Annotated in this window: 22 protein-coding genes; 9 read left to right on the top strand and 13 right to left on the bottom strand. The window is 63.4% G+C overall.

Annotated elements, in window-relative coordinates; all coding sequences use genetic code 11:
- Nucleotides 1-14: 14 nt before the first annotated feature.
- Nucleotides 15-779, top strand: coding sequence for an SDR family oxidoreductase (locus EV580_RS13745; protein ID WP_133691721.1), 765 nt, complete (start codon nucleotides 15-17; stop codon nucleotides 777-779).
- A 7-nt stretch (nucleotides 780-786) separates the two neighbouring features.
- Here EV580_RS13745 and EV580_RS13740 read toward each other — a convergent pair whose 3' ends face one another.
- The 6 genes from EV580_RS13740 to EV580_RS13715 are packed head-to-tail and all read right to left on the bottom strand — an operon-like array spanning nucleotide 787 to nucleotide 10,673.
- Entirely contained in the window at nucleotides 787-2,157 is a 1,371-nt protein-coding gene (locus EV580_RS13740) for a flavin monoamine oxidase family protein (RefSeq protein ID WP_133691720.1), read from the bottom strand.
- Nucleotides 2,158-2,193: 36 nt separating this feature from the next.
- The gene (gene gluQRS, locus EV580_RS13735; protein ID WP_133691719.1) at nucleotides 2,194-3,078 is read right to left on the bottom strand and encodes a tRNA glutamyl-Q(34) synthetase GluQRS; all 885 of its coding nucleotides are present in this window, start codon (nucleotides 3,076-3,078) and stop codon (nucleotides 2,194-2,196) included.
- 14 nt (nucleotides 3,079-3,092) lie between these two features.
- Nucleotides 3,093-5,951, bottom strand: a complete 2,859-nt coding sequence (locus EV580_RS13730; RefSeq protein ID WP_133691718.1) for an MMPL/RND family transporter — start codon at nucleotides 5,949-5,951, stop codon at nucleotides 3,093-3,095.
- Nucleotides 5,948-6,385, bottom strand: coding sequence for an MmpS family transport accessory protein (locus tag EV580_RS13725; protein ID WP_133691717.1), 438 nt, complete (start codon nucleotides 6,383-6,385; stop codon nucleotides 5,948-5,950). Before EV580_RS13725 ends, EV580_RS13730 begins: the two co-directional genes overlap by 4 nt.
- Entirely contained in the window at nucleotides 6,382-8,136 is a 1,755-nt protein-coding gene (locus EV580_RS13720; protein WP_133691716.1) for an ABC transporter ATP-binding protein, read from the bottom strand. Before EV580_RS13720 ends, EV580_RS13725 begins: the two co-directional genes overlap by 4 nt.
- Nucleotides 8,133-10,673 (bottom strand): ABC transporter ATP-binding protein/permease, encoded by a 2,541-nt coding sequence (locus tag EV580_RS13715; RefSeq protein ID WP_133691715.1) that lies wholly within the window; start codon nucleotides 10,671-10,673, stop codon nucleotides 8,133-8,135. The genes EV580_RS13720 and EV580_RS13715 overlap by 4 nt, the downstream gene beginning before the upstream one ends.
- 369 nt (nucleotides 10,674-11,042) lie before the next feature.
- On the opposite strand from EV580_RS13715, the gene bfr reads away from it, so the two are divergent.
- Complete coding sequence (bfr, locus tag EV580_RS13710) at nucleotides 11,043-11,531, top strand: bacterioferritin (protein WP_071948782.1); 489 nt, start codon at nucleotides 11,043-11,045, stop codon at nucleotides 11,529-11,531.
- Here bfr and EV580_RS13705 read toward each other — a convergent pair.
- Complete coding sequence (locus EV580_RS13705; protein ID WP_133691714.1) at nucleotides 11,528-12,598, bottom strand: ATP-dependent DNA ligase; 1,071 nt, start codon at nucleotides 12,596-12,598, stop codon at nucleotides 11,528-11,530. The genes bfr and EV580_RS13705 overlap by 4 nt on opposite strands.
- A 40-nt stretch (nucleotides 12,599-12,638) precedes the next feature.
- Here EV580_RS13705 and ligD point away from each other — a divergent pair, with 40 nt between their 5' ends.
- The 3 genes from ligD to EV580_RS13685 all read left to right on the top strand — a co-directional run bounded on the left by ligD (nucleotide 12,639) and on the right by EV580_RS13685 (nucleotide 16,410).
- Entirely contained in the window at nucleotides 12,639-13,685 is a 1,047-nt protein-coding gene (gene ligD, locus EV580_RS13700) for a non-homologous end-joining DNA ligase (RefSeq protein WP_133691713.1), read from the top strand.
- A gap of 43 nt (nucleotides 13,686-13,728) precedes the next feature.
- Nucleotides 13,729-14,631 carry a tyrosine-type recombinase/integrase gene (locus tag EV580_RS13695; protein ID WP_133691712.1) on the top strand — a complete coding sequence of 301 codons (903 nt, stop codon included), beginning with the start codon at nucleotides 13,729-13,731 and terminating at the stop codon, nucleotides 14,629-14,631.
- 849 nt (nucleotides 14,632-15,480) lie between these two features.
- Nucleotides 15,481-16,410 carry an AAA family ATPase gene (locus EV580_RS13685; RefSeq protein ID WP_133691711.1) on the top strand — a complete coding sequence of 310 codons (930 nt, stop codon included), beginning with the start codon at nucleotides 15,481-15,483 and terminating at the stop codon, nucleotides 16,408-16,410.
- 614 nt (nucleotides 16,411-17,024) lie between these two features.
- On the opposite strand, the gene EV580_RS13680 is transcribed toward EV580_RS13685, so the two are convergent.
- From EV580_RS13680 to EV580_RS13670, 3 genes are all read right to left on the bottom strand, one after another.
- On the bottom strand, nucleotides 17,025-18,320 hold the full coding sequence (locus tag EV580_RS13680; protein WP_133691710.1) for an RES family NAD+ phosphorylase: 1,296 nt from the start codon (nucleotides 18,318-18,320) through the stop codon (nucleotides 17,025-17,027).
- A gap of 122 nt (nucleotides 18,321-18,442) precedes the next feature.
- Nucleotides 18,443-19,408 carry a hypothetical protein gene (locus tag EV580_RS13675; RefSeq protein WP_133691709.1) on the bottom strand — a complete coding sequence of 322 codons (966 nt, stop codon included), beginning with the start codon at nucleotides 19,406-19,408 and terminating at the stop codon, nucleotides 18,443-18,445.
- Between the two features lie 170 nt (nucleotides 19,409-19,578).
- Nucleotides 19,579-19,947, bottom strand: coding sequence for a hypothetical protein (locus tag EV580_RS13670; protein WP_133691708.1), 369 nt, complete (start codon nucleotides 19,945-19,947; stop codon nucleotides 19,579-19,581).
- A gap of 346 nt (nucleotides 19,948-20,293) precedes the next feature.
- On the opposite strand from EV580_RS13670, the gene EV580_RS13665 reads away from it, so the two are divergent.
- The 3 genes from EV580_RS13665 to EV580_RS13655 are packed head-to-tail and all read left to right on the top strand — an operon-like array spanning nucleotide 20,294 to nucleotide 23,098.
- Entirely contained in the window at nucleotides 20,294-20,899 is a 606-nt protein-coding gene (locus EV580_RS13665) for a recombinase family protein (RefSeq protein ID WP_133691707.1), read from the top strand.
- Between the two features lie 19 nt (nucleotides 20,900-20,918).
- Nucleotides 20,919-22,706 (top strand): GNAT family N-acetyltransferase, encoded by a 1,788-nt coding sequence (locus EV580_RS13660; RefSeq protein ID WP_286171558.1) that lies wholly within the window; start codon nucleotides 20,919-20,921, stop codon nucleotides 22,704-22,706.
- The gene (locus EV580_RS13655; RefSeq protein ID WP_133691706.1) at nucleotides 22,676-23,098 is read left to right on the top strand and encodes an ASCH domain-containing protein; all 423 of its coding nucleotides are present in this window, start codon (nucleotides 22,676-22,678) and stop codon (nucleotides 23,096-23,098) included. The genes EV580_RS13660 and EV580_RS13655 overlap by 31 nt, the downstream gene beginning before the upstream one ends.
- A gap of 114 nt (nucleotides 23,099-23,212) precedes the next feature.
- Here the strand turns inward: EV580_RS13655 and EV580_RS13650 are convergent, their stop codons facing one another.
- Nucleotides 23,213-24,043: a hypothetical protein gene (locus EV580_RS13650; RefSeq protein ID WP_133691705.1), complete on the bottom strand. Its 831-nt coding sequence runs from the start codon at nucleotides 24,041-24,043 to the stop codon at nucleotides 23,213-23,215.
- A gap of 257 nt (nucleotides 24,044-24,300) precedes the next feature.
- Here EV580_RS13650 and EV580_RS34630 point away from each other — a divergent pair, with 257 nt between their 5' ends.
- Nucleotides 24,301-24,657 (top strand): PASTA domain-containing protein, encoded by a 357-nt coding sequence (locus EV580_RS34630; protein WP_133691704.1) that lies wholly within the window; start codon nucleotides 24,301-24,303, stop codon nucleotides 24,655-24,657.
- Nucleotides 24,658-24,670: 13 nt separating this feature from the next.
- Here the strand turns inward: EV580_RS34630 and EV580_RS13640 are convergent, their stop codons facing one another.
- Together EV580_RS13640 and EV580_RS13635 are read right to left on the bottom strand one after the other, a co-directional pair.
- Entirely contained in the window at nucleotides 24,671-24,994 is a 324-nt protein-coding gene (locus tag EV580_RS13640) for a nuclear transport factor 2 family protein (protein WP_133691703.1), read from the bottom strand.
- A gap of 3 nt (nucleotides 24,995-24,997) precedes the next feature.
- Nucleotides 24,998-26,239 (bottom strand): cytochrome P450, encoded by a 1,242-nt coding sequence (locus tag EV580_RS13635; protein WP_133691702.1) that lies wholly within the window; start codon nucleotides 26,237-26,239, stop codon nucleotides 24,998-25,000.
- Nucleotides 26,240-26,476: the final 237 nt, after the last annotated feature.

The following is a 26,476-nucleotide window of genomic DNA, read 5'->3' as shown; positions in this document are numbered from 1 at the left end:
GAAGGAGATCGGCAATGCAAATCTCGGGCAACACCATCCTCATCCCCGGATCCACCAGCGGTATCGGGCTGGCGCTTGCGCTCGCGCTGCAGGCCAAAGGCAATACCGTCATCGTGGGCGGCCGTCGCGCCGATCAACTCGAGGCCATCACCGCCGAACACCCCGGATTGGGTGCGGTGCGCATCGACATCAGCGATCCGGCCAGTATCGGGCAGGCCGCTGATCAGGTGCTGGCCGATTACCCCGACCTCAACGTGGTGATCGCGATGGCCGGCATCATGACGATCGAGGACTGGCATCATCCGGCCTCCTTCCTCGAGTCCGCTGAGGCCATCGTCACCACCAACGTGCTCGGACCGATCCGGCTGATCGCTGCGTTCGTCGAACATCTGCAAAGCCAACCGGATTCGACGATCGTCACGGTGTCTTCCGGGTTGGCGTTCGCGCCGCTGCGGGTGACGCCGAGCTACAACGCCTCGAAGGCGGCGATCCACATGCTCAGCGAGTCGGTGCGACTGCAACTGTCCGATACCAGTGTCAAGATCGTCGAACTGGTGCCGCCCGCGGTACGCACCGGACTGCTGCCCGGGCAGGAAAGCAGCGAATTCGCCATGCCGCTGCAGGAATTCGTCGACGAAGTCGTCGGATTGCTGGAAAGCCAGCCCGACGCGCACCAGATCCTGGTCGAGCGGGTGAAGTTCCTGCGCTACGGTGAAGCCCGCGGCGACTACGACCAGGTGGTGGCGACGTTGAATGCCGCTGACCCGCACGGGAATTGAATGACCATCAGCTCAATTCCTCGATGACCGCCTGAGCGGCGCGCTCGCCGGCGTCGACCGCCCCTTCCATGTAGGCGCTCCAGTACGTGGCGGTATCGGTTGAGGCCCAGTGGATCACGCCGATCGGCGCGCTCAGGGCCGGGCCGTATGCCGTCCACACATGCGGGCCGAGATTGGCGTTGTAGCAGCCACGCGTCCATTGCCGATCCGCCCATTCGCCGTCCACGTAGAACTCCGGCTTCGCGGCCTTACTGCCGTAGTGGCGCACCAGTTCCGCGGTCAGCGCCGACCGGCGCTCGTCCTCAGGCAGTCGCCCGAAGGTGCGGGCCTGCTCGCCTTCCAGGAACATCAGGATCACGCCGTGGTCGTCACCGGGCAGGCAGGTGTCGTTGGACATCCGGGCCGGGCCGACATCGGAAATGAGCTGGCCGTTCAAACCGTCGGCGCGCCAGAAGGGTTCGTCATAGACGAAGAACGCCTTCATCGACGAGCCGTTGGGCAGCCGCTGGGTGAGCTGATCCCGCATCCCGGAAAGCGGCGGGTCGTACATGATTCGGCCGGCAAGCGTTGGCGAGATGGCGACGATGACGCGGCGGCCGCGGGCCACCAGCCCACCGCGGCAGCTCACAGTGACGCTGTCCGCGGTGTGCTCGATGAGCTGAACCGGAACCTTGAGCACGATGTGATCGGTTATCAGCGCGGCCAACCGGCGCGGGATCTCGCTGGTGCCGCCGACGAAGCGGGTGGTCTGGGCGCCGCCCTCGGATTCGGCGAACAGTTCGGAGGTCACCCCGCAGGTCTGGATGGTGAACAGCAGATGCAGGAAGGACACCTCGGCGGTGGGCACGGCCAGGATCCCGACCGTGCAGATCTCCAGCAGGGTGCGGGCGACCGGTGTCAGGCCCTGGGCGTCGTACCACGCGCCCGCCGTGATCGAATCCCACTCCGCGGCCCGCGGGGCCAGCCAGGGCGCCTCCACCGGAACCTCGACGGCCAACTCGTCCAGGCGACGCAGCACGCGTTCGAGTTCGGCCAATTCACCGGCGAAGCGGGCGTGAAACTCGCTCTCCCGCAGTACCCCGGAGCCGACGAGGTCATAGGACGTCTCGCCGTCCTCGAACTGCGGAAAGGTCTCGACCCCCAGCTCGGCCGCCAGCGCGAACATCCGCTCGTGGGTGTCGCCGATCCACTGGGCACCGAGTTCGACGGGCAGACCCGGGGCGACCTCCTCGGTGAGGATGCGTCCGCCGACGCGCTCGTCGGCCTCCAGAACCACCGGTGTCAGTCCGGCCTCCAGAACCTTGCGCGCGGCGATCATGCCCGAAAGCCCCGCCCCGACAATCACGACGTCCGCGTCGATCTCCTGCTGCTTCGGCATGCAGGACACTGTGGCACAGGCCGAGTCGGGCTGCGATCAAACCGGTTGATATACCCACGGTTCGCGGGGGAGTTCGGCGGGGTCGAAACGCTCCAGCAGATCGGCCATGTCGGTGGCCGGCCAGCCCAGCGACTCGGTGATCATCCCAAACGCCCGCGGCACGCCGAGTTCGGCCAACGTCACCGCGCCGTCGCGCTTGGCCAGCCGCTTGCCCTCGGAGTTGAGGACCATCGGCACATGGGCGTATATCGGTCGTGGATAGCCCAACAAGTCGGCCAGGTACGCCTGTCGTGGCGAGGACGACAGCAGGTCGTCACCCCGCACCACCTGGTCGATGCCGGATAACGCGTCGTCGACGACGACGGCGAGGTTGTAGGCAGGCACCCCGTCGCCGCGACGCAAGACGAAATCGTCGACCACGCCGGTGTAGCTGCCGTGCACCAGATCGGTGACCGTGTACTCGGCCGTGTCGGCGCGCAGTCGCAGGGCGGGCGGGCGACCGGCCGCGCGCTTGGCGGCACGTTCGGCATCGGTCAATTCGCGACAGGTGCCGGGGTAGGCGCCTTCGGGGGCATGCGGTGCGCGCGGAGCACTGAGGATATCTTTTCTGCTGCAATAGCATTCGTACGCCAAGCCGCGGTCGGCCAACCCGTCGATCACCGTGTCGTAGCGCTCCCGCTGCCGGGATTGCCACTGTGGCTGGTCATCCCACGTGACACCGATGGCGGCCAGATCGGCCAGCTGCTGATGTGCCACGTCGTCGTGGGTACGGTCGTCGAGATCCTCCACCCGCACCAGGAAGCGCCGCCCCGTCGAGCGCGCGAACAGCCACGCCAGCACGGCCGTGCGTAGGTTGCCGATGTGCAGGTCAGCCGACGGGCTGGGGGCGAACCGGCCCGCGCCCGACGCCTCGCGGGTCACGCCCGCAATCTAACTCAGGTGTGCACCGTAACCGAAGTCTTGGGCTCGACTTTCGCCGAACGTGCCGGCCGGGGTCGGATCACGTTGATCGGCCACCAGAACCACCGCCCCAACAGGGCGGCGATCGCCGGTGTCATGAACGAACGCACCACAAGGGTGTCGAGCAGCAGCCCGAGACCGATCGTGGTGCCGATCTGGCCGATGATCCGCAGATCGCTGACCACCATCGACGACATGGTGGCGGCGAACACCAACCCGGCCACCGTCACGACGCTGCCGGTGCCACCCATCGCACGGATGATGCCGGTCTTGATGCCGCCGGGCAGCTCCTCCTTGAAGCGGGCGACCAGCAGGAGGTTGTAGTCCGAGCCGACCGCGAGCAGAGCGATCACGACCATCGCCTGCACCAGCCAATGTAGCTCGATGCCGAAGATGTACTGCCAGAGAATGATTGACAGCCCGAAGGCCGCGCCCAACGACACCAGGACTGTTCCGACGATCACCAGCGCCGCGACCAGGCTGCGCGTCATCACCACCATGATCATGAAGATCAGGCACAGCGCCGCGATCCCGGCGATCAGCAGGTCGTATTTCGAACCGTCGTCCATGTCCTTGAAGGTGGCCGCGGTACCCGCCAGCGAGATCGTGGCGTCCTCCAGCGGGGTGGCCTTGACGGCTTCGATCGCCGCGACCTTGATCGGTTCGACGTGTGAAATGCCTTCGGGCGAGGCGGCATCGCCGCGATGCGAGATGATGAACCGTACCGACTTACCGTCCGGCGACACGAAACTCTTCATCCCACGCTGGAAGTCGGGGTTGTCGAACACGTCCGGGGGCAGATAGAAGGAGTCGTCGTTCTTGGCGTCATCGAAGGCCTTGCCCATGGCCGTCGAGTTCTGACTCAGCTCTTCGAGCTGGTTCCACATGCCTGACATCGTGCTGGACGTCGTCAGCATCATCTGCTGCATGTTCTTCATGGTGGTGATCATCGGCGGGACCGTGGCGAGCATCTCCGGCAAGAGCCGGTCCAAGTTGCCCATGTTCGCGATGAGCTTGTCCGTTGTGGCGGTCATCGTGTCGACGCCGTCCATCGTGTCGAATATCGAACGCGTAGACCAACACAGCGGGATGTTGTAGCAGTGCGGTTCCCAGTACAGGTAGTTGCGGATCGGCCGGTAGAAATCGTCGAAATCGGCTATCCGGTCCCGTAATTCGTGGATGATTCCCTGTAGTTCGGTCGTCTGGCCGACCATATCGTGCGTCACGCCGGTCATTTGGGACATCAGGTCGTACATGCGCTGCATCGTCGCGACGGTGGTGCCCATCTCGTCGGCCTGCCGCTTCATATCGGCCATCCGGTCCTTCATCAGCTTCATGTTCTGGACCATGCCGACGTTCTGCATGCTGACCAGGAAAGGCAGAGATGTGTGGGCGATCGGCATACCGTCGGGGCGGGTGATCGTCTGCACCCGTGCGATACCCGGAACCCGGAAGACCGACTTGGCGATCTTGTCGATGACGAGGAAGTCGGCCGGATTGCGCAGATCGTGGTCGGCCTGGACCAGCAGGATTTCGGGAGTCATCCGGGCCTGGCTGAAGTGGCGGTCGGCGGCCTGAAAACCTTCGTTGGCGGGGATGTCCTTGGGGATGTATCGAGTGTCGTTGTAGCTGGTGCGGTATCCGGGAAGCGCGGCGAGCCCGAGAAGGACGATGGCCAGCGAGCCGACGAGGATCGGGCCGGGCCAGCGGACAGTCGCCGCGCCGATCTTGCGCCACATCCGGATCCGCATGGTGCGCTTGGGTTCCAGCAGCCCGAACCGGCTGCCGACCGTCACGACGGCGGGGCCCAGTGTCAGCGCGACGGCGACACCGGCGACGATGCCGGCCGCGCACGGGGGACCCAGCGACTGGAAGAAGGGCAGTCGGGTGAAGCTCAAGCAGTACGACGCGCCGGCAATGGTGAGGGCGGATCCCAGCACCACGGGGGCCGTGCCGTTGAACATCTCGTAGTAGGCGGCCTCGCGGTCCGCACCGGCCTGGCGCGCTTCCTGATAACGGCCGACCAAGAAGATCGCGTAGTCGGTACCCGCTGCGATCGCCAGCGAGACAAGCAGATTGACGGCGAACGTCGACAATCCGATGACCTCGGAATAGGCCAGTGCGGCCACGATACCGCGCGCCGCCGCCACCTGCACCAACACCGTCGCGATCAGTAACACCACCGTCACGATCGACCGGTAGAAGAACAGCAGGATCACGATGATCACGGCGAAGCTGACCAGCGCGATCTTGGCCATGCTGTGGGCGCCGGCGGACTCGATATCCGACTGCAGCGCAGCAGGTCCGGTCACATAGGGCTTGACTCCGGGTGGCGGCGGCGTGTCGGCGACCGCCTTACGCACCGCGGCCACCGACTCATTGGACTGGGTCGTCCCCATGTTGCCGGCCAGATTCAGCTGAACGTAAACCGCCTTGCCGTCGGCACTCTGCGCCGCCGCCTCGGTCAGCGGATCGCCCCAGAAGTCCTGGATGTTTGTGACATGGGTGGGGTCGTCACGCAGCTTCGCAATGATGGTGTCGTAGTAGTGGTGCGCGTCCGGGCCCAGCGGTTGATCGCCCTCCAACACGATCATCACGACGCTGTCCGACTCCGATTCCCCGAACGCCCGGCCCATCCGCTCCATCGCCTGCGCCGACGGCGCATCCGGCGTGCTCATCGGCACCGACCGCATCTTGGCGACGGTTTCCAGAGGCGGCACCGCGATGCTGGACACGACGACGATGCCCAGCCAGCCCAGGATGATCGGGATGGCCAGTCGCCGGATCCAGCGGGGCAGCGGCCGCGGATCCCGCAGCGATGGCGGTGATGTCATGCCGACTTCACAAAGCAATAGATGTAGGCACTCACCGCGTCCGCGGTCCGTTCCATCTCGACCTCTCCATCGGCGGTGATGCGGCACCCGATCGAATCGCTGTTGCCCTGCGCCAGAACATTTCCCGCCATCGCGGGCGCGTTGGTGACGATCTCCACCGACCACGGCAGCGTTGCGCCGTTGACCTGGTGCGGGGCCCCGGTGTCATCGAGATAGTTGATGTCGGCCACCGTCCCTGGCGGGCCGAAGACCTGGTAGACAACGCGTTTGGGATCCGACTTGCGCTTTTCGTCGGACATGCTGCCGGCATAGGTAGGAAGCTGATGGGAGCCGAAGATCCCGCGCACGCGCGACACCGCGAACACGCCGGCGGCGAGCACCACGACGAGCACAAGCGGAATCCACGCCCGCTTGGCGGCGGAAAGAATGCTCATACCCGACCAGGTGCGTCGGCGGCGATCTGCCAGCCGGCGCTGGTCTGCTGCTGACGCCAGAATTCGGCGAATCGCCCACCGAGCGTGGTGAGTTCGTCGATCGCTCCCTGCTCGACGATCACGCCGCCGTCGACGAACAACACCTGGTCGGCGTTGCGGATGGCGTCGAGGCGGTGGGCGATGATGACCCGGGTGCGTTGATGCGGGTCGTCGCTGATCGCTTGTGTGATCGAAGCCTCGTTCTCGGTGTCCAGCGCGCTGGTGGCCTCGTCGATCAGCAGCACTCCGGCGGGCTTCACCAAAGCCCTTGCGATGCTGACGCGTTGGCGTTCACCGCCGGACAGCGCGGTGCCCGCTTCGCCGACCTTGCTCAGCGCACCGTCGGGCAGGCGCTCCACGATGTCGTCGACGCGGGCCAGTGCCATCGCGCGGTGCATCGTGTCGTCGCCGGCGTCGGGATGCCCGACCCGGATGTTGTCGGCGATCGTTCCGTCGAACAGGTACGGGTGCTGGAACACCACGCTGACCAGTGCGCGTCGCGCCTCGGCGTCGAGTTCGGTGATGTCGGTGCCGTCGACGAGGATCTGCCCGCGCAGTGGGGTGTGCAACCCGGCGATCAGCGACAGGATCGTGCTCTTGCCGGAGCCGGACGGCCCGACGACGGCGGTGGTGGTGGCCGGTTCGAGGGTGAAGCTGACGTCTCTGAGCACCTCGGTGTCCCCGTAGCCGAACCCAACCGAGCGGAATTCGATTCGGGGCGCATGGGATTCGCCACCTGGTACCTTCCGGCCTGTGGCCGCCGTGTCAAGTGGCGCGGAGGTGACGATGTTGAGCCGGTCCAGCAGTCCGCGGGAGGACTCCATGGCGCCGGAGAGATCGGCCAGCACGGTGAACGGCTCGAGGAACCGCACCATCACGATCGTCAGTGCAACGGCCGCCGGTGCGCCGAGGTCACCGCGCAGGGTCAGCGTGGTGATGGTGCCCGCCAGCAGGATCAGCGCGATCTGGCTGGCCACGCTGAACAGAAGTTGGCCGGGGATCTGGAACAGCAACAGCCGCTGAGTCGCTCCGCGTACGGCGCCGATGGCTTCACCGGTCTGGCTGCGGGCCGCGGTAACGCGGCGGCTGGCCCGCAGCGCCTGCTGGGTGCGCGCGAACTCGACGAGGCGTTCGGTCAGCGCGCTGTGCGCGGCCGCGTCGGCGGCGTCGGCCGTGCGGACCAGCCGTTGACTCGCGGCGAGCGCACCGAGCATGAACGGCAGCGCGATCGCGGCGGCCACCCCTACCGGCCAGGAGACCAAGAAGAGTCCGACGGTGATCGCGGCGGGCAGCAGCAGGGCCCCGAGGAACGGGCTGAGCAGGTTGGCGACGAATCCGACGAGATCGGGCGCGCTGGCCGCGATGGCCTGGCGGGCCGTCGCAGTGTTGTCGGCGGTGAACCACCGAAGCGGAGTTTCGGTGAGCCGGTTGGCCATTGCGTGCTGGGTGGTGTCGGCAAGCGTGAAGCCGATGCCGAATCCGATCCGCGCGAGCGTCATGTCGATCACCCAGCCGCCGGCGGTGACGGCGGTCAGCGCGCCCACCCAGGGCCACGCGTCGGCCGGGTGCGGGCTGAACAGTGCGACCAGGAGCGGCACGAGCAGCAGCGCGCTCGCCGCGCGCACAATCACTGAAATGAGTGACAGCACAACGTAGGTGGTGAGGCGCCCGCGAGCGTCGGCGGGGACCAACCGGATCAGGCTGCGGATCATCGGGCGGCCTCGCTGGTGGCGGGCGTGCCGGCCAGTCGGCTGTCCCACAGCCGACGGTAGCGGCCGTCAGACGCGAGCAGCTCGGTGTGGGTGCCGATCTCCGCGATCCGGCCGTGGTCGAGCACGGCGATCTGGTCGGCACCGGTGATGGTGTGCAGCCGGTGTGCGATCACCAGCACGGTGCGATTCCGGATCAGTGAGCTCAGTGCCTGTTGCACAAGGTATTCCGATTCCGGGTCGGCGAACGCGGTGGCCTCGTCGAGGATGAGGATCGGGGTGTCGGCCAGCAGCGCGCGGGCGATCGTCAGGCGTTGCTTCTCGCCGCCGGACAGCTGGCTGTCGGCCCCGAGGATGGTGTCGTACCCCCTGGGCAGCCGCAGGATTCGGTCGTGGATCTGGGCGTTGCGCGCGGCATTCTCGATCTCATCGGTGCCGGCGTCGGGGCGCGCGAGCGCGATGTTGTCGCGGACGGTGCCCGCCACGAGCTGGACGTCCTGGAACACGAATCCGACTTGCGTGTAGAGCTCGTCTGGGGTCAGTGACCGGATGTCGCGACCGTTGATCCGGATCGCGCCGGTGTCCACGTCGTGGAACCGTGCGAGCAACGCTGCCAGCGTCGATTTGCCCGAACCGGACGGGCCCACCAGCGCGGTCACGGTGCCGGGACTCAGGGCGAGCGTGACGTCGTGGATGACCGGGACGCCGGGACGGTAGCCGAAGGTGACGGCGTCGAACGCCACCCCGACCGTGGCCGGCGACGCCGGCCCATCCTGCGTGCCCAGTTCGGTCTCGTCGAGCGCCACCGCAATGCGCTTGGCGGCCTGGGTGCCCTCCCTGATACCGCCCAAGCCGTAGGCGATGCCCAGTAGGCGGCTGCCGAACGTGGTGCCCAGCACCAGGAATGGCAGCAGCGTGGCCGGGGCCAGCCAGCCGGACACGACGAACCCGGTGCCCGCCGTGATGATCAGCCATAGGAACGTCGATGGCCGGGTGACTAGATCCATGAACGTCTTCTTGCCGATGAACGGCCGCTGCCATTCGTTGAGGAAGGTGATGTAGTCGTCCAGGCGCCTGCGGAATGACGACGCGGCCGCACCGCCGAAGACGCGGATGACCGGCTGGCCCTCCAGGAATGCCGCCGACTCACCGTTCATGCGCTCGGCCCACGCCGATGCCTCGGCGATCTTGGGCCCGCTCTGATACACCATCGTCCAGGTGGTCACGATGTAGACGAGGATCGGCAGGAACAGGATCAGCGCCATCGCCCAGTCCACGGAGAACAGGTAGATCAGCACCGCGATCGGGGCCACCACGGCGGCCACCGCATCGCACACCGCGTGCGTCACCAGGTAGTGCAGGGACAGGGTGTCGTCCTGGATGAGCTTCTTCACCGAGCCGGAGCCGCGATCGGTGAACCAGCCCAACGGCATTCGCGCGAGCTTGTCCAGCAGGCGTCGCCGCACCTCGGCGCTGAAGCGCATATCGACCACGTGCAGCCACAGGACCAGAACCGCGCCCAGCGTGGTGCCGGTGGTCAGCAGTATCACGAACACCGTGACGGTGCTCCATACCCGGGAGTGGTCCGCGCCGCTGAGCAACAGTTGCGCCAGCTCGACCAGCACCACGAACGGGGCCAGCTGCAACAGAGTGAGCAGCGCCTGCAGCACGCCCGCGACGATCAACTGCGACTTCACCGGCGCCAGAAGGTCTTTGCCCGCTTGCGAACGCCACTTGCCTTTGGCAACGGCGGGTGCCGGTACCGCCGCTGCGACCTCCGGCGCCGTGGCCTCGTCGTCGCGGGTGCTGCCCATCTCGCGACCCTGCGTCCAATACGCCTGGGCCTTCAGGTCGGTCTTCGGGAACCCGAAGGTGTCTTTCAGACGCTTGCGCAGATGCTTGAGCGCACCGGCCTCGGGCCCGGCCCAGGCGGTCCAGTTCGACCAATCCCGGTCCTCGATGGCCGCGGCCAGTGAGGTGTCGTCCGTTCGCGTCACCCAGTGCAGGCGGCGGCGCGGATGCTCGGTGAGCGGGATGAGTTCGTCGTCGTCGCAATGGCGCTCGAGGTACACCTCGACGTCCACGTCGGGAGGGAGCGTCGCCACGATGGAGTTGATCGCCGGAATCGACGCCGAATCACCGATCAGTAGGAAGCCCGCGGGCAGCTCGTCGGGGACTTCGAACCGAGTCGACCCCAGTGACACCACGGGGATGGTCATGCCCGGCTTGGCCGTCGATGCCCAGGCGCAGGCCGGTCCGGCGGGCTCGTGCAGCACGACGTCGACGGCGAATCGGCCCGCATCAGGGTCGGCCCACACCAGGGTGTAGGCGCGCTGGAACTCGGTCTTTCCGCCGTCGGGATCGGGGAACCAGAACCGCAGCCAGGCCGTCGGCCCGACACTGACGTCGGAGAACACGGTGGGTGACGACATCGTGATGCGGACGCAGTGCGGTGCGATGGAGGAGACCTGCTCCACGGTCGCGACGTGATCGCGCCCCCCGAAGCCGCGCAGCATCGCGCCTCCGATGCCTCGTCCCATGTCGGTGTCCTCTGCTCCCAGGCCTGCGGGTAGTTAGCTTAACCTAAGCTAACTACCCGCAGGCGGCCCCGGTCCTCCCACCCCGGGGAAATCGCAGCGGAATTGGCTTACCCGACGCGCGTGCAATTAAAGGACGCGAATAATTCTCAGCCGACCGCTTATTTCGGCCATTCGCTAAGGCAAGACTAACCGAATTCGACCGAAGTCAGCCTAGCCTTATCTTATTTGCCCACAACGGTTCACGTGTGCCAATGTTCAAGCAACACAACCCGTCTGACCACGATAGTCGGCGCATATCCGGCGAATATGTATTACGTTCTTCCAATACGGCATTGATTGCGGTTCAGCGATACTTGACAGGAGAAAGTCATGCAGGGCGACAGCGAGATTCTCACTCTCCTCAATCAGCAGTTGACGAGTGAACTGACCGCGATCAACCAGTACTTCCTGCACTCGAAGATGCAGGACAACTGGGGCTTCACGGAGCTGGCCAAGCACACCCGCGACGAATCGTTCGACGAGATGCGCCACGCCGAGCGCGTCACCGACCGCATCCTGATCCTCGACGGGCTGCCCAACTACCAGCGGATCGGCACGCTGAACATCGGCCAGACGATCCGCGAACAGTTCGAGAGCGACCTCGCCCTCGAGTACGAAGTGGTCAACCGCCTGAAGCCGGCCATCGTGCTGTGTCGCGAGAAGCAGGACTCCACGACCGCCAATCTCTTCGAGGACATCGTGGCCGACGAAGAGCACCACATCGACTACCTCGAGACCCAGCTCGAACTGATGAACAAGCTCGGCGTGGAGCTGTACTCGGCGCAGTGTGTCTCGCGCCCGCCGGGCTCACTCGACTAACGGGCCTCGAGCCCTGGGATGATCTCGCCGAGGCTGAACGTCAGCGGGCGTTCCAGCTGTTCGTAGGTGCAGGAGCGCGGGTCGCGATCCGGCCGCCAGCGGTTGAACTGCGCGGTGTGCCGGAAGCGCTCGCCCTCCATGTGGTCATAGCGCACCTCGACCACCCGCTCGGGCCGCAGCGGGACGAACGACAGGTCCTTGCCGGCGTTCCACCGTGAGCCGGCATTCTTCTGCGGTGTGCGTTCGCCGGCCTCGTGGGCGGCCCAGTTCCACGGGTGGCCCTCGAATTCGGTTACCAGAGGCTGTAATTCGGTGAACAGCCGGCGGCGCTCGGCCATCGGGAAGGCGCCGATAACACCCACCGACGCCAGCATGCCGTCGTCCTTGTAGAGACCGAGTAACAGCGAACCGATCGCGTCCTCGCCCGACTTGTGCACCCGGTACCCGGCGACCACGCAGTCGGCGGTGCGCTCGTGTTTGACCTTGAACATCACCCGCTTGTCGGGCTGGTAGGTGATCGTGAGCGGTTTGGCGATCACCCCGTCCAGACCGGCCCCCTCGAACTCGGAGAACCACCGCTGCGCGACCTCGGCGTCGGTGGTGGCCGGTGTGACGTGAAACGACGGACCGACGTCGGCCAAGGCCTGCTCGAGCGCGGCGCGCCGCTCACTGAACGGCCGTCCGGTGTAGTCGTCGTCGCCGAGCGCGAGCAGATCGAAGGCGACGAACGCCGCCGGTGTCTTCTCGGCGAGCATGCGCACGCGGGAGTCGGCGGGATGAATGCGTTGTTGCAGAGCCTCGAAGTCCAGGCCGGCCTCGGTGGCGATGACGATCTCGCCGTCGATCACGCATCGGGGCGGCAGCTCGGCCAACGCCGCGCTGACCAGCTCGGGGAAGTACCGCGTCAACGGCTTTTCGTTGCGGCTGCCGAGCACGACGTCGTCACCGTCGCGAAAGCACACCGATCGAAAGCCGTCCCACTTCGGCTCGTAAGAGGCGTCGGGCGGCATGGCGGAGACCGCCTTGGCGAGCATCGGCGACACCGGCGGATTGACGGGCAGCTGCATCGGTTCATTCTTACGCGTGCCGGGCGGTAGCTTCGGAAGGGTGGCGACCAAGGCTGAAGAGATCGACGTCGACGGTGTCGCCGTCCGGCTGACCAACCCGGACAAGGTGTACTTTCCCAAACTCGGGTCGAACGGCACCAAGGGGAAGCTGGTCGAGTACTACCGCACCGTCGGTTCCGGCCCGCTCTTGACGGCGCTGCGGGACCGCCCGGCGCATCTCCAGCGTTTCCCGGACGGCATCGAGGGCGAGGAGATCTACCAGAAGCGGGTCCCCGAGAAACATCCGGAATACCTGCAGACCTGTCGGGTCACGTTCCCGTCGGGGCGTACCGCCGACGCGCTGAAGGTGACCCACCCGTCGGCCATCCTGTGGGCCGCCCAGATGGGCACGGTCACGCTGCACCCGTGGCAAGTGCGCTGCCCCGACACCGAGCACCCCGACGAACTGCGGGTGGATCTCGACCCGCAACCGGGTACCGGTTTCGCCGAGGCGCGCACCATCGCCGTCGACATCCTCAAGCCGGTGCTCGACGAGCTAGGACTGGTCGGCTACCCGAAAACCTCGGGCGGGCGGGGCGTGCACATTTTCGTGCGCATCCGGCCGGACTGGGATTTCATCGCGGTGCGACGGGCCGGGATCGCCCTGGCGCGCGAATTAGAGCGCCGCGCACCGGATTTGGTGACCACCTCGTGGTGGAAAGAAGAGCGCGGCCAGCGGGTGTTCATCGACTACAACCAGAATGCCCGCGACCGCACGTTCGCCAGCGCCTACTCGGTGCGGGCCACGGCGATCGCCACTGTCTCGACGCCGCTCACCTGGGAGGAGCTGGCGAGCGCCGACCCCGACGACTACACCATGGCCACGGTGCCGGCGTTGATCGCCAAGCGCGGCGACCCGATGGCCGACATGGATTCGGTTGCGCAGTCGATCGATCCGCTGCTGGAGATGATGGCCGCTGATGAGGACAACGGTCTCGGGGACCTGCCCTACCCGCCGAACTATCCGAAGATGCCGGGGGAGCCGCCGCGGGTGCAGCCGAGCAAAAAAGTTGCTGCTAACTGGGATGATGCTGGCAATCCGAAATAGTCAACCACTAGCACAGCGTCAACTCACCCGATAACCTATTCGGGTGCCTGAGACGCTCGAATCCTTACGGAGTAGCTTCTATCGCTCCCTTCGCGTCGCGGGCAAGGCGGACCGCACGGTGGCGCTGTACGGGCAGAGCATCACGTACTTCAGCCGGTGGCTCGTCGAGGAGGGCCACCCAGTAGACGTCGTCAGCCTGAACCGGGACATGGTGCTGGAATGGTTCGACTACCTACGAGGTCGCGATCTGGCCGCTGGGACGATCCTCACTCGGTGGCGTGGGCTGCGACGCTTCGTCAACTGGCTACTCGCCGAGGACATCATCGACAGTGACCCCCTTGCCGGCATCAGTATCGACAAGCCGGAGCCACCTCCCGTTCCCGTATTCACGGACGACGACCTCGCCGCGTTGATCGCCGCCTGCAAGGGCAAGGGATTCATGGAACGTCGCGACGAGGCCATCATCCGTCTGTTGATGGATTGCGGGATCCGTGTCTCGGAGGCGACCGGGATCGAACTGCCCGACCTTGACCTGGACGGCGAAACTGTCCGCGTCACGGGGAAGGGTTCGCGCACCCGCAACGCGTACTTCGGCGCCAGGACGGGGCAGGCGCTGGACCGCTACCTCCGTGAACGCGCTAAGCACCGGCACGCATCCAGCTCCGCGCTGTTTCTCGGTGAGCGCGGACGACTCACGGCAGACGGCGTACGTGAGAGGCTCAAAGTCCGAGCTGCGGCGGCGGGTCTAGATCCGGAAGCTGTGTTCCCGCACCGATTCCGCCACACCAACGCTCACGACTTCCTTCTCGCGGGCGGCCAAGAGCGAGATCTTAAGCGGCTCATGGGCTGGCGGTCTGACACGATGCTGGAACGGTACGGCGCCAGCGCTGCCGACCAGCGAGCTCGGGAGGCGTCACGCCGCCTCAGGCGCGGGGACCGAGTCTAACTTGGCCGGTTTGGATCGAGTCAGTGCACTCATGTACAGTCTGCACCGGCTCCTTCGTTAGACACGTACAGCATTGAATTTTCCTCCTCGGAGGACGTGCCTAGACAGACCACCAATGAGCCTCAGGTGGTCTGGTTCAGCACGTCTTACACGAGGTGTATGTGTTCACCAGTTCAGAGCGGACGACCCGTTCTACGATTGCGGCCCACGAATCATGGGCAAAGACCGATGACCGGGCGGCTCGTACGTTGCCCGCACGCAGGGCGTTCTTCGACAGTTTCGAGCGCTTGGTAGACCCTAAAGGCGAACTGCCGCCGGAGGTTCGGGCACTTCGCGCAGAACATGCGCGTAAAGCGCACTATGCACGCTTGGCACTTCTTAGTGCACAGGCGCGCCGGCGACGACGAATGGCGCCACGACCACGACCAGAGGGCGGCACTGAGCGGACTGGTGCCGATGCGTCCGTCTCGCCGCCGGTCGGCGGTGCAGCGTGAAAAGTCGCTCGGGGACGGTCAAACGACCGAATCACGTTGCTGCGGAGACGATTCGCCAAGCTACCAGGTGGGACATCGTCAAGCACATCTATCTGTACGAGGGGTTGTGCGACCGCTGCGCGGCGCAGGCCGCGTGGGGGCATCAGCACAACGGCGGCGGCTGGACAGGACTGCGTCCACCGTGTGAAGCCTGTGTACTCGTCATCGCCGGATTTCCTGAGTCGACGGTTAACCCGCAGTGGCGGAAGTTCAAGCGCCCGCAGGGTCATACGCGGAACTCTGTCGCACCCTTAGCCCCTGGAAGGGCAGTGGAGGACATCCACGATCCGCACAGTGGGCCGGAAGGGGGTAACGCGTGATCGGCGAAGAGGTATTGGACGTCGGGTTCGTGCCGATCAACTGGTCACGTCTAGACGCGGTAGTAGCGGCTACGGCGGTGATCCCCGGTCTGCTCAACGAAGGGGAATCAGGCTCTCTCGTTGCGCAGGCGGCCGCCGGCAAGTCGCTGCTGATGCTGGAGATCGCGGTCGGGTTGGCTTCGGGAGCAACGGTGCTCGGGCAACCACCCCGCGAGCCGATCACCGTGCTGTACGTCGACATGGAAAATCCGGTAGCGGAGTTGGCCAACCGGCTGCGGCGAATGGGGCATAGTCCAGCAGACCTCGCGGGCCGACCGCTGCACTACTTCTCCTTCCCCGACCTGCCTCCGCTGGACACTGCCGCAGGCGGCCAACGAATAGCGCTCGCCGCCGAAGTGTACGAGCCGCAACTCATTGTGCTCGACACCATTTCGCGCCTTGTGGAGGGTAAAGAGGACAGTGCAGACACCTGGCGCAACCTGTACAACTTCACGATGATGCCGCTGCGTCGGCAGGGGCGGACCGTTCTGCGGCTCGATCATCAAGGGCACGATTCCAACAAGGGGGCGCGGGGTTCGTCGGCGAAGCGCGACGACGTTGATGTGGCCTGGATTATGAAGCGCGCCGGCGACGACATCGCGTTGAGCCGTGACAAAGGCCGGGGACTCGACCACCCTGAGAAGATCTATCTGCGCCGCCATGCAAACCCGACGCGCCACCTTCCAGCCACCGCCAACGACAAGCTGGCCGAATGCATTGAGGCGCTGGACAAGCTGCACGTCCCTCTCGAAGCAAGTCGCGACGTTGCCGGAACTGCACTGCGCACCAGCGGCTACTCATTCCGGAACGACGTGATCGGACCAGCACTCAAAGCGCGGCGGTCGTCCGCGTCCCCACCGGACGAACCGACGGAGGGACGAACATAACCGCAGCTAAAGCCCCCGTGCTCTCGTCCCCGCCCTACCTCCCCCTAGAGGGGAGGGGGCAGGGGCGTACCGGAGCAGACGACAGGGCCATGCCGTAGCAGGTTAGTGGCTTCCTGGCCTACACCGGGCATGGTGGGTTGTAGGACGAAGGGCCAGCGAGCGCTGCGTGCTGCAGCGGGTTCCGATGGATTGGCGGGTATCTTCTGCAGCTCGCCGGCCGGTTCCCGATGAAAGGTTCGACAGCACTGGGTGATCGCGCTGTCACCTTCGGTTGTTGCAAATTGCATTTTGGTGACGACGCAATCGGGGAGGGATTGACCCGACCTGGTCAGTGACCTCACAGTGAGGGTGAAGTTTCGACCCACCCCCGGTGGGACGGTGGAGGCGTCGGGAATCGACCCGCATTGTCAAGCGGTGCCGACCCGAACGGAGCGACTCTGGTCTAATGGTATTTCGATGCGAGAAATTGTGTGTGGCAAGTGGTTTCGCACCGCGCATCGCCGAAATAATACTTGCTCAGAATGCAAAAGGTGTTCTCTCTCGAAATATGTTCGAGTGCAGGACATTTGAAGGTGGCCTGTGGGGTGGGTCGGTCCAACGAATCGGCCCACCCTCTACCCGCCCGGCCAAGGCGGTCTGGCCCTGTTCCACGGACCGGCGTCTACCCCCGAATATTGCCGCCCGACCCGGTAGGTGATGACAGCTTCGGGGTCAAGCAGCAGCGTCGGTGCGCTGCCGAGGTCGTAGGGGTCGTGTACTTCGTTTGCGGCGGCTGGATCGTCAACTGTGGCGCAGTCTTCTCGGCCTAAGAAGAGCACATACGTGCTATTTCCGGTCTGGGCGCTCGGGAGTGCGATGCCGTCTAACTTCGGCTCGGGGACCCATCGCAGGTATTCGGTCAGTAGCTGAGTCGGCGCGTACTCAACGTGTTGTCGTTCGTCGGGGATGACCGGCGCCGTGATGTAGCTGACGAAGGAGGTCAGGAATCGGGCCATCCGGGCATGTTCACGCTTGTCTAGGCAGAACGGGGAAATAGCTCTGGGCGATCTGGTCAAATCAAGAATTCGGAGTTCCCGCGTGTTAGTGAACTTGCCGATTACTGCAAGCGGTTCGATACCGTGGCCGGCGATTTCGGCAAGCGCCGTTTGGGGGTCGCCCGACGCATAGAACAGTGCGACTCCTGCTGGCGACATTCGATTTGCTGACCTCGCCCGCCTTCGGGGAGCAGGTCCCAAGTCGTCACTGTGTCGCCTAAGACTACCGGCGTCCTCGCATAGCCGGCCACGGTAGAAGGCACTCCCCATGGGTAACTGCGTCACGAGGCCGAGGTCTGATTCGACGTAGAGGAGTACTGAGTTGAGGAAATTGGCCAGCTTGCCAGGTGGGTCGCCGGTGGCGCCCAACCCGACGATCATCCGAGACTCGTGCATGGCAATTTGCATAAATTGGGTCCATGCGAATTCGAGGCCGTCGACATCACCGTCTGCGAACCAGGATGTCCATGAGTCTTCGTAGCCGATGGCGTCGCTGATCAGCTCGTTGATGGCATCAACGTGATCGTCTTCGAATGCCCCAACGGTGATGTCGGCGACGACATCCCAAGTTTCATCCTGTGGTCCGACGAGCGAACCGTCCTCGCTGTCGCGTGGTAGCACTGCGCTCGCGGGAGTGTAAAAGTGGCGGACGGTTTCGGCTACTACGTGCATGAGTTCTTCCACCGGTACCGCGAACGGTGTCCCAGCGTCCGAGGCCTCTGCCCGGTCGCAGATTCTGCATTCGTAGTCGGCGACGCTCTCTTCGAGGCGGGACACAAGACAGGCATCGGTAATGTGAGCCAGGCAGATACCACCGTCGACCTCACCGAATCCACGCTCGCTCAGATCAATCTGTCGATTTTTCATCACGCCCATCAGGTCATCGAATCATCCAGTGGATGCGGTGTGGTGGAACATGGTGAGCGAGTTCGTCCGAACGACGCCCTTGGTTCGGAACTGCGGCCGCTGCTGAGAGCGGCCCACCCATTCGACGGCTTCTATTCCGATGCATCCGGCACACTAGTTGTCTCCGAAGTGGTGTCGGTTTGTCTAGCCGCCGTTGGGTTCTCGGATCTCCGCAGCCGAACTGTTGGTACCGGCACATCTCTGCGAGCCTGACTATGCCACGGGGTCGCTTTCGTTTCCATTATTTCTGATTGCCAGTACACCGCTCGCTCTGACGTGACACCGGGTCCAACTGGCCCTGGAGCGTACTTCAGATGATCAAGGCACTGGCGCAACCTCTCCGTCGCTTCGAAATACTTGGCGATGTTGCGGCTCTGATAAGCGATGTCTCCGAATGTGAGATGGCGCGGTGGGTCATCGACACTGAGAACCCACGACGGCCCGCCGTCCACGGAGAAGTCCTGCATGGGCAATAGGATCACCCAGTCTGTTGCATTCACTTCGGCTAACGCGACGAGTAGCTCATGGTCGGCGCCGGCGAGAAAGGACGACACAGCTTGCAGGCGCGAGTTTCGGATGTCCATCAGGCTGTTGATCAACTCAATGGGTTCAGTACCTAGAATGTAGTAGCCGTAAGGGATTTGGTTGCAGAGCTCCTGTACGTCGTATTCGCAGGGGTCCCTGACTGCGTCGGCATTCGCCATCCACGCGAGCTCCATGATGAGGTTGTGACCGCTCCACGCCGCGATACTGAGGGCCGGCCAAGCGATGCGGTATATGTCGCCTAAACGCCTCGCGCGAGGGCGTTCAATTATCACCCAGTTGAATACCCAAGCGCCCACGTAGGCAAAGGCGACTGCCGCGACGAAGACGCCAACCTCGTATCCGAACGGAATTATCTCGTGAATCCTCTGCAAGCAGGTCACTGCGATGGCAGTGATGCTTGCGGTCGCGAGCAAAGTACGGTCGTTCAGCACCCGATCCGCGAACCTGCGCAGTCTTGGCAGGTTCCGTTGGGTACTGCCAGACGATGCGGTGACGATCTGCGCTGTCGACATGACTTCGAAGGTTAGGTCTCTTCAGGGTGTCAGGTTCACCAAGTCGGCAAACGGAGGCTGCAGATTGGGCCCACTGGAAGATGGTGATCGGGGTTGAACTCCCCTGCAGCGGGCCGGGACGGTGCCAAACCAGCCTGCCGAATCCTCGTCGTCATGACGTGGCACGAGTCTCAAGTTTGTTTTTTATAAATGTTTAACGCTCTTAAATCGCTCAATGACTTACTTAGGCTCACCAGGCTTTTTGCGGCATTTTCCGACTCTTTAGAATACGCTTCGACGTTCTCTTTGATATCGCTGAGAGCCTCCCTCAGCTCAACGAGTTCGTCGATGAAATCTTCGGGGACCTCTGCGGATAGCCATTCGTGCCAGCAGGTTTGGCACTCCTGACCTCTCCGGAAATAATGGATATCGTCATGCTCTTTTCGATAGAAGCGCTGGCCAGATCTCGCACCGAGAGATGATGGACCTACGGATTTAACGACACGTATGGTTTCACATTTGGGGCACCATTTCTGGGTTCCGCCTTGGTAATTTCTCACTTCTCCTCCATATGTGTCTCAACCGAACGCGTTGGTGAAGCAGCACCGGGGTCTGCCGTCAGCGCACATCGTGAATGGCGCGTCAATTTTGTGCAAGGGGTCACAAGCGTTCAGTTCTGGAACTGATCGCCCTCGACGCCCCCGATACGGGCATGGCACCGCTCGGTGGACGTCAAAAGGGCGCCGGGCTGAACTTGGCAGGCGGAGTGTCTCAATTCTTTGGAATTGAGGCGGCCAGATGAGATCGTCGACAGCACATATAGCCCCATGTCAACTTGTCTCAAAAGATGGCTCAGAATGATTGTCTCATATTGAATGTTTCTGGAACTTTTGAGACGCTGGATGTATGGCAATCAGCACCGCTCCGACCACGACCGCAGCCGAACTCGGCTATGCCAGGGTTAGTACTGGCCATCAATCTTTGGATCAGCAGATTGACGCACTTACTGCGGCTGGAGTCGGTGCAGACCGCGTATACAGCGACAAGTTGTCGGGAACGTCGACGCGTGAGCAGCGTCCAGGTCTCGACGCGCTCCTAAACTACGCGCGCGCAGGAGATGCCATCGTCGTTGTCGGCATCGACCGGTTAGGCCGAAACGCAGCGGAAGTGATGACAACAATCCGCGATCTTGGGGAGCGCGGGATCGTGCTGCGTTCGCTTCGTGAAGGTATAGACACATCGAACGCCACGGGCCGCATGGTGGCCGGTGTGTTGGCCAGTCTCGCCGAGCTCGAGTTGGAGCTGGGTCGAGAACGTCGGTCAGCAGCGCGGGAAGCGCGTCGCGCCCGTGGGCAAGCCATCGGTCGTCCGAAGGCGCTTGATGTCACGAAAGCTGCTCTGGCTCAACGTATGCACGCGAGCGGCGAGCCAGCTAGCACGATTGCCGCTGCTCTGGGCGTTAGCCGGGCGACTGTCTATCGCTGTCTGAACGAGCGGTCTGGAACGAACTGACTGCCTGCGGGCTGAAGCGGTGAAGGTCAAATCTCTGGACCGTCAACGAGATTGCGACGTCATCAGGCTGATTTCCCCTCGACAAGACTTTGATAGCCAATTAGCTCAGGGCGCATCACAGGCGTGGCCGTGCTGCCTGTGTATGCGCCCGCGCGTGGTGGTAGTTGGCGAACTCGGGGGACGGTCAAAATCGCGTCCCGCGACGTTGATCGTGATGTCGCCGCTAAAGGCGTGTCGCGGAATGAAAGTGTGGCGCGCAGGCGATAATCCCAATGTGTCAGATGGGGTCAAAGGTGCAGGTGATACGCCTACGCCGATACGATTCCTTCTCGATACGAACGCATTTATCGCTCTTGAGCCCTTTGCAGGACAAATGGAACCTGGGATGGGTCCAGCGGCTATGTTCATGCGTCTGGCCATGAAGCAGCGCCATTACATCTTTGTTCACCCTGCCAGTCGCGACGAGCTTGCCGAGGGTAAGGATGCCGTTCGCGTAAAGCAACGGCTCGCTGAAATTGACAAGTTTGAAACCGTGGCTGAGACGCCAATTCATTCCTCTATCGACACTGAGCTTGGAAGCGTCGAGCCAAACACGAACGACCACCGCGACCGTCGCATCTTGGCGTCGCTGCATGCAAACTCAGTCAACTTCCTTGTCAGCGACGACAGCCGGCTGCGGAAGAGGGCTGGCCGAGTGGGTGTGGGGGAGCGAGTTCTGACGCTCGCCGACGCGGTGGCGATGCTTGAGGGCTTCGAGCCGACAGCTATACCTCCACCGCCCCAAGTCGACAGCGTGCCGTCTTACGCGCTCGACGTGGAGCAGGAGATTTTTGCAAGCATCCGTGCCGACTACGACGACTTTGATGCGTGGATAACGAAAGTGCAGGGAGACTCAGGCAACCGCGAGTGCTTTGTTGTCCAGGAGAACGGCAAGTATGCCGCGATAGCCATCGTGAAAGTGAGCGAACAGGACTGCCAATACGGGTTCACGCAGCCGGTCAGCAAGATATCAACCTTCAAGGTGGCGCAACAGTTCTCAGGAAACCGCTACGGCGAATTGCTGCTGAAGGCCGTTCTTCAATCACACCATGACCACCACGTTGGCAGTGCGTACGTGGAGGTCTGGGACCGTCATCAACCTCTGATCGAGTTCCTTGGCCAGTTTGGCTATGTCGCTGCAGGGCAGTCACCGAGGGGCGAGATCGCGCTGGCGAAGGTGTTCTGGCCGCGCGATGAGGCGTTGACTCCGCTGGACTATCACATCCGCTACGGTCCTCCTGCCGTTTCACCGCAAGCTTCCGCGTTTGTCGTACCCATCCGCAATCATTGGCACAATCAGCTTTTCCCAGAGTGCGCGATGTCGGGGCCAGGGGGCCAGCTAGTCTTTCCTGACCTTGCGGGAGAGAAGATTAGGCCGTGGGGGAACGCGCTTCGCAAGGCATACCTGTGCAATGCGTCGGCCAACAACATCGAGCCAGGTGACGTAATCCTGTTCTACCGGTCGGGCGGCTTCAAAACCGTGGAAGTTATTGGTGTCGCAGAAGAGACCCACCGGACAGCATCGGCCGAAGACGTCATGAATATGGTCGGTGGTCGGACCGTGTACACCGCCGAAGACGTTGAGAAGCTCGCACAGCACCCATCCCAGGTGCTCGTCATACTTTTCCGGCGAGATTGGGTTCTGGATCCGCCGTGGACCCTGCCCGAATTGCAGGCGAGCGGAGTATTGAAGGCACCACCACAAACCGTTCAACAGGTGAAAGGGGTGGGTATCCAATGGATTCACCAGCAACTGGTCGACAGGTAGTCATGTCGGTTCACCCCAAGTACGCCGATGCGATCATGGACGGGCGAAAGCGGGTTGAGTTCCGCAAGCGGCGACTGGCAGACGACGTCACGGTCGTCTGGGTCTACGCAACTGCGCCGGTGAAGCGGATCGTTGGTTACTTCGAAGTTGGTTCAACAGTGACTGGTTCGCCCAGAAGTCTCTGGAGACAATTCAAGACAGTAGGCTGCATCGACCGCACGGACTTCTACCGCTATTACGCCGCTACCTCGGTGGGTGCCGGAATACAAATTAAGCGGGCGACACGCCTCGCGACACCGATTCCGATAGCAGACCTTCTCCCCTCGGGAGTGCCACCTCAAAGTTTCGCTTACGTCGGTCGCGGTGGTACTGCGTTCGGAGTCGTGCTTTAGCGGCGGCCGACGAAGTGCTGCCAATTTAATGGTGTCGAATCGGGTTGTCGCGGACCCGTCGCACAGTAGGAGTGCATCACCCCATACCCTGCTGCCACCGGGAGCTAGATACGTTTACCACTGCGCGTTTAACCAGTGGTCCCGTTCTGCCTCTAGCTCACTAGGGGTGACCTCAATGAAACTCATCTCCAACATGTTTAGCGGGTGAATCCATCCTTCGACCGCTTGCTGTGCGTCGAGTTTGGTTTGTTCAGTAACGCCAGTACGGGTGAGGACCTCGATGTTCGCTTTTCGAACATCTTGCCAATGCATGTCCAGATCGGCTAAGTCGACATGTAGCCATACATCTGCAACATGGTTGAGGGCCTGTTCCTGAGAGATGCCGGCTCTGTGAAGGCTTCGAACTACGTCGACGATTTTGGGCACCATCCGGTAGGAATGGTCCCGGCTGAGGGGTGTCTCCCATTTGCCGCCTGTCTCGTATGCGATGTAGTCGACGTAGAGAGGCCCCTCGCGCTTTTCGAGAATGTCGTTCCGGAAAATCCAGTCGACGTCGTTTGGGCCATCTAGATAGTGAGAGCGCCGGTGGAATGTGAGGTATTCACGCAACTCTCGGAGCGTCGCCGGAAGGCCGCTGTACGCCTCGACGTATAGGCCTCGGGCAAGGTGATTCTGAAACCTCTTGATCTGTTCGTTCACTCGCAATTGGTCGGCGTCCCACCCCGCGCGTACCAAGTCCAGGAGGATCATGAAGGACGCAGCCTGTTCAGCGGTGAAGACATCGAGCACTGCGGCTGCTGGGGATCGGCCGTTGTCGTGCATGTCTTGAGCGTCCGCCTGCAGTTCTTCGACGTAGTCGCCGAGAAGCCGGAGCCCTTCAGCGACGACGGCATTCCGCTCGTTCTTCGGGAGATTGAGCAGCCGTTTGAGTGAGCGCGGCTCCATGGGGCACATCTTATTGGCGAGGTCAACTGAGTATTTGCAGTCGCCCGGCAGGCCGCATCGCTGCTACGGTCGGCGATGTCCGGATGCGTCAAACTCGCCCGATAACATCGCCCACAACGCTCCGACGTGTGCTGCATTGTTGCTGTACAGCACAATGCTGTAATGGGGGACACTCCGAAGATGCCGGGCGAGCCGCCGCGCGTGCAGCCGAGCAAGAAGGTTGCCGCGCACTGGGACGAGGACGGCAACCCGAAGACATGAAAGCCCTACGCGCACTGATCTTTGCGGCGTCGACGGCCTGCGTTCTCGGAGCGTGTACGACCGGCGGGCATTCCGTTGTGGCCACCGATTCGACCACCACCACCGCGGTTGCGCCGACGATTGTGGCGACGACACCGACGCGTCCGCATGATCTCGTAATGCCCGACCTGCGAGGCATGTACTGGGCCGACGCGGAACCAGCCCTTCGCACGATCGGCTGGACGGGTGTGCTGGAGAAGGCCGCTGATATCCCGGGCGCGCCGTATCGAAAGAATTCGATTGCCGCACAGGTCCCGGCTCCCGGCCAAGTCATCGCCAGCGACGCCGTGATCACGCTGCAGTTCGCCAGCTGATCGACGGCGCGGCTCAGCGGTAGTAGATGTCGAGACGCTCGATCAGCCCGGCTTCGATCTTGAAGACATCCGCGGCGTGGACGTAGTTTCCCGGCTCGCCGAGCGGGCTGGATGCCCTGATCTGCAGGATCTGGGTGTCGCCGTCGGCGAACGTCGCCTGGATCTCGGTGACCGCCTGCCCCGCGAACACGACGGACTCGTAGAAGTTGCGGATTGCGGCGGTGTCGGTGAATTCCCCTGCAGGGTGAAACAGTGACGCGCTAGGCGAGAACAAACTCATGAGCGCGTCGATGTCGGCCCGGTTGACGAATTCGATGTACTGCTCGGCAATGGACACGGGTCAGTCCTCACGAGGTTGGATGGTGACGGGCATATGCCGGACGCCGCTGTGCTTGTTGCTGCGAACGTACTCGATGGGTCCGGTCAGCGTCACAGACGCGACGCGGTCCAGCAGCACGTCGAACATCACCCGCATCTCCATGCGAGCCAGCGATGCGCCGAGGCAGAAGTGAACCCCGCGCCCGAAAGCCAGGTGGGGGTTGGGATTTCGCTCGATGTCGAAGGAATAGGGGTCCGTGAACACGGTCTCGTCGCGGTTGGCCGACGCCCACCACAGTGACACCTTGTCACCGGCCTTGATCCGCTGGCCGTGCATCTCGATGTCTCGGGTGGCGGTGCGCCGGTTGTACGGCGTCGACGACGCCCAGCGCAGCAGCTCCTCGACCGCCGACGGAAGCAGATCGCGGTTGTCGCGCAGCCGCTCCCACGTCTGCGGCCGCTCGCTCAGCGCGGCCATCCCGATGGCGATGGAGTTACGTGTCGTCTCGCTGCCCGCCGCGATGATGAGGCTCAGGAACAGGCGCTGCTCGTTCTCGCTGAGCGGCTCGCCATTGATCAGAGAGTGCGTCACGATCGACAGCAGATCGGCGGTCGGTGGTTCGGATCGCTTGCGCACCAACAGTTCTGTGCCGTAGGCGAACATCCGCGTCTGTGCTTGCGCCACGCGATCGTTGATCTCGCCGACTTCCCGGCTCTCGTAGTCGAGGGTGACGTTCGCCCAGTTCATCAACTCATGGCGATCGGACTGCGGCACGCCCGCCAGTTCGGCGACCGCCTGGAGCGGCAACTCGGCGGACACATCGATGAGGAAGTCGCACTCGCCCTTGGCAATTGCGGCATCCACGATGTCGATCGTCCGGCGCCGGAGATCATCTTCGATTGCGCGCAATGCGCGCGGCGTCGTGCTCGGTGTCAGCAAGCGGCGGAATTGGGCGTGCCTCGGGTCGTCCATCATGTTCAGCAGCGCGCCGACGGCGAACTCCATCGGCATGTCTTCCAGCGTGGTCCCGCCACCCGCGCGATCGCCACCGGTCTCCGACGAGAACGTCTCCGCGTCCGCTGCCGCGGCCACGATGTCGGCGTAGCGGCTGAGCACCCAGAAGCCTTCACCGCCCGGCGTGTGTGCGGTGGGCGGATGCCACCAGACCGGTGCGTCTTGGCGGAGTACGTCGAAGAAGCGGTAGGGGAACCCGGCGGTGAACTGATCCAGGTCGGCAAGGTCAATGTCGTCCAACGTCGCCATTCGCTGGACCATACACTTGATCACACAGTGTCTTGTCGAGTATTTCGGTGATTTGGCGAAGTTCCGCTCGATCGCGTCGATATCGTGAAACCGCGTCTTGGGGGAGGGGCACACGATGGCGGCGGCAGCGTATGTAGGACGTGTCGGCGGACTGGCGGTCGCGCTGGGTCTGGGAGTCGCGATAGTCACGTGGGGTTCCGGGACGGCATCGGCCGGACCGTCGGATTCGACAGGGCA

Origin of the sequence: Mycobacterium sp. BK086, assembly GCA_004362315.1 — a bacterium.
In the GTDB taxonomy this organism is placed as follows: domain Bacteria; phylum Actinomycetota; class Actinomycetes; order Mycobacteriales; family Mycobacteriaceae; genus Mycobacterium.
Note: the sequence above shows the minus strand (reverse complement) of the source record. Positions and strands in the feature narration are given on the sequence as shown.

What these genes read in the sequence shown, in the direction of transcription:
- EV580_RS13745 (WP_133691721.1), top strand. Translation starts at nt 15, where the DNA reads ATGCAAATCTCGGGCAACACCATCCTCATCCCCGGATCCACCAGCGGT.
- EV580_RS13740 (WP_133691720.1), bottom strand. Translation starts at nt 2,157, where the DNA reads ATGCCGAAGCAGCAGGAGATCGACGCGGACGTCGTGATTGTCGGGGCG.
- EV580_RS13730 (WP_133691718.1), bottom strand. Translation starts at nt 5,951, where the DNA reads ATGACATCACCGCCATCGCTGCGGGATCCGCGGCCGCTGCCCCGCTGG.
- EV580_RS13725 (WP_133691717.1), bottom strand. Translation starts at nt 6,385, where the DNA reads ATGAGCATTCTTTCCGCCGCCAAGCGGGCGTGGATTCCGCTTGTGCTC.
- EV580_RS13720 (WP_133691716.1), bottom strand. Translation starts at nt 8,136, where the DNA reads ATGATCCGCAGCCTGATCCGGTTGGTCCCCGCCGACGCTCGCGGGCGC.
- EV580_RS13715 (WP_133691715.1), bottom strand. Translation starts at nt 10,673, where the DNA reads ATGGGACGAGGCATCGGAGGCGCGATGCTGCGCGGCTTCGGGGGGCGC.
- bfr (WP_071948782.1), top strand. Translation starts at nt 11,043, where the DNA reads ATGCAGGGCGACAGCGAGATTCTCACTCTCCTCAATCAGCAGTTGACG.
- EV580_RS13705 (WP_133691714.1), bottom strand. Translation starts at nt 12,598, where the DNA reads ATGCAGCTGCCCGTCAATCCGCCGGTGTCGCCGATGCTCGCCAAGGCG.
- EV580_RS13680 (WP_133691710.1), bottom strand. Translation starts at nt 18,320, where the DNA reads ATGGGCGTGATGAAAAATCGACAGATTGATCTGAGCGAGCGTGGATTC.
- EV580_RS13675 (WP_133691709.1), bottom strand. Translation starts at nt 19,408, where the DNA reads ATGTCGACAGCGCAGATCGTCACCGCATCGTCTGGCAGTACCCAACGG.
- EV580_RS13665 (WP_133691707.1), top strand. Translation starts at nt 20,294, where the DNA reads ATGGCAATCAGCACCGCTCCGACCACGACCGCAGCCGAACTCGGCTAT.
- EV580_RS13655 (WP_133691706.1), top strand. Translation starts at nt 22,676, where the DNA reads ATGGATTCACCAGCAACTGGTCGACAGGTAGTCATGTCGGTTCACCCC.
- EV580_RS13650 (WP_133691705.1), bottom strand. Translation starts at nt 24,043, where the DNA reads ATGGAGCCGCGCTCACTCAAACGGCTGCTCAATCTCCCGAAGAACGAG.
- EV580_RS34630 (WP_133691704.1), top strand. Translation starts at nt 24,301, where the DNA reads ATGAAAGCCCTACGCGCACTGATCTTTGCGGCGTCGACGGCCTGCGTT.
- EV580_RS13635 (WP_133691702.1), bottom strand. Translation starts at nt 26,239, where the DNA reads ATGGCGACGTTGGACGACATTGACCTTGCCGACCTGGATCAGTTCACC.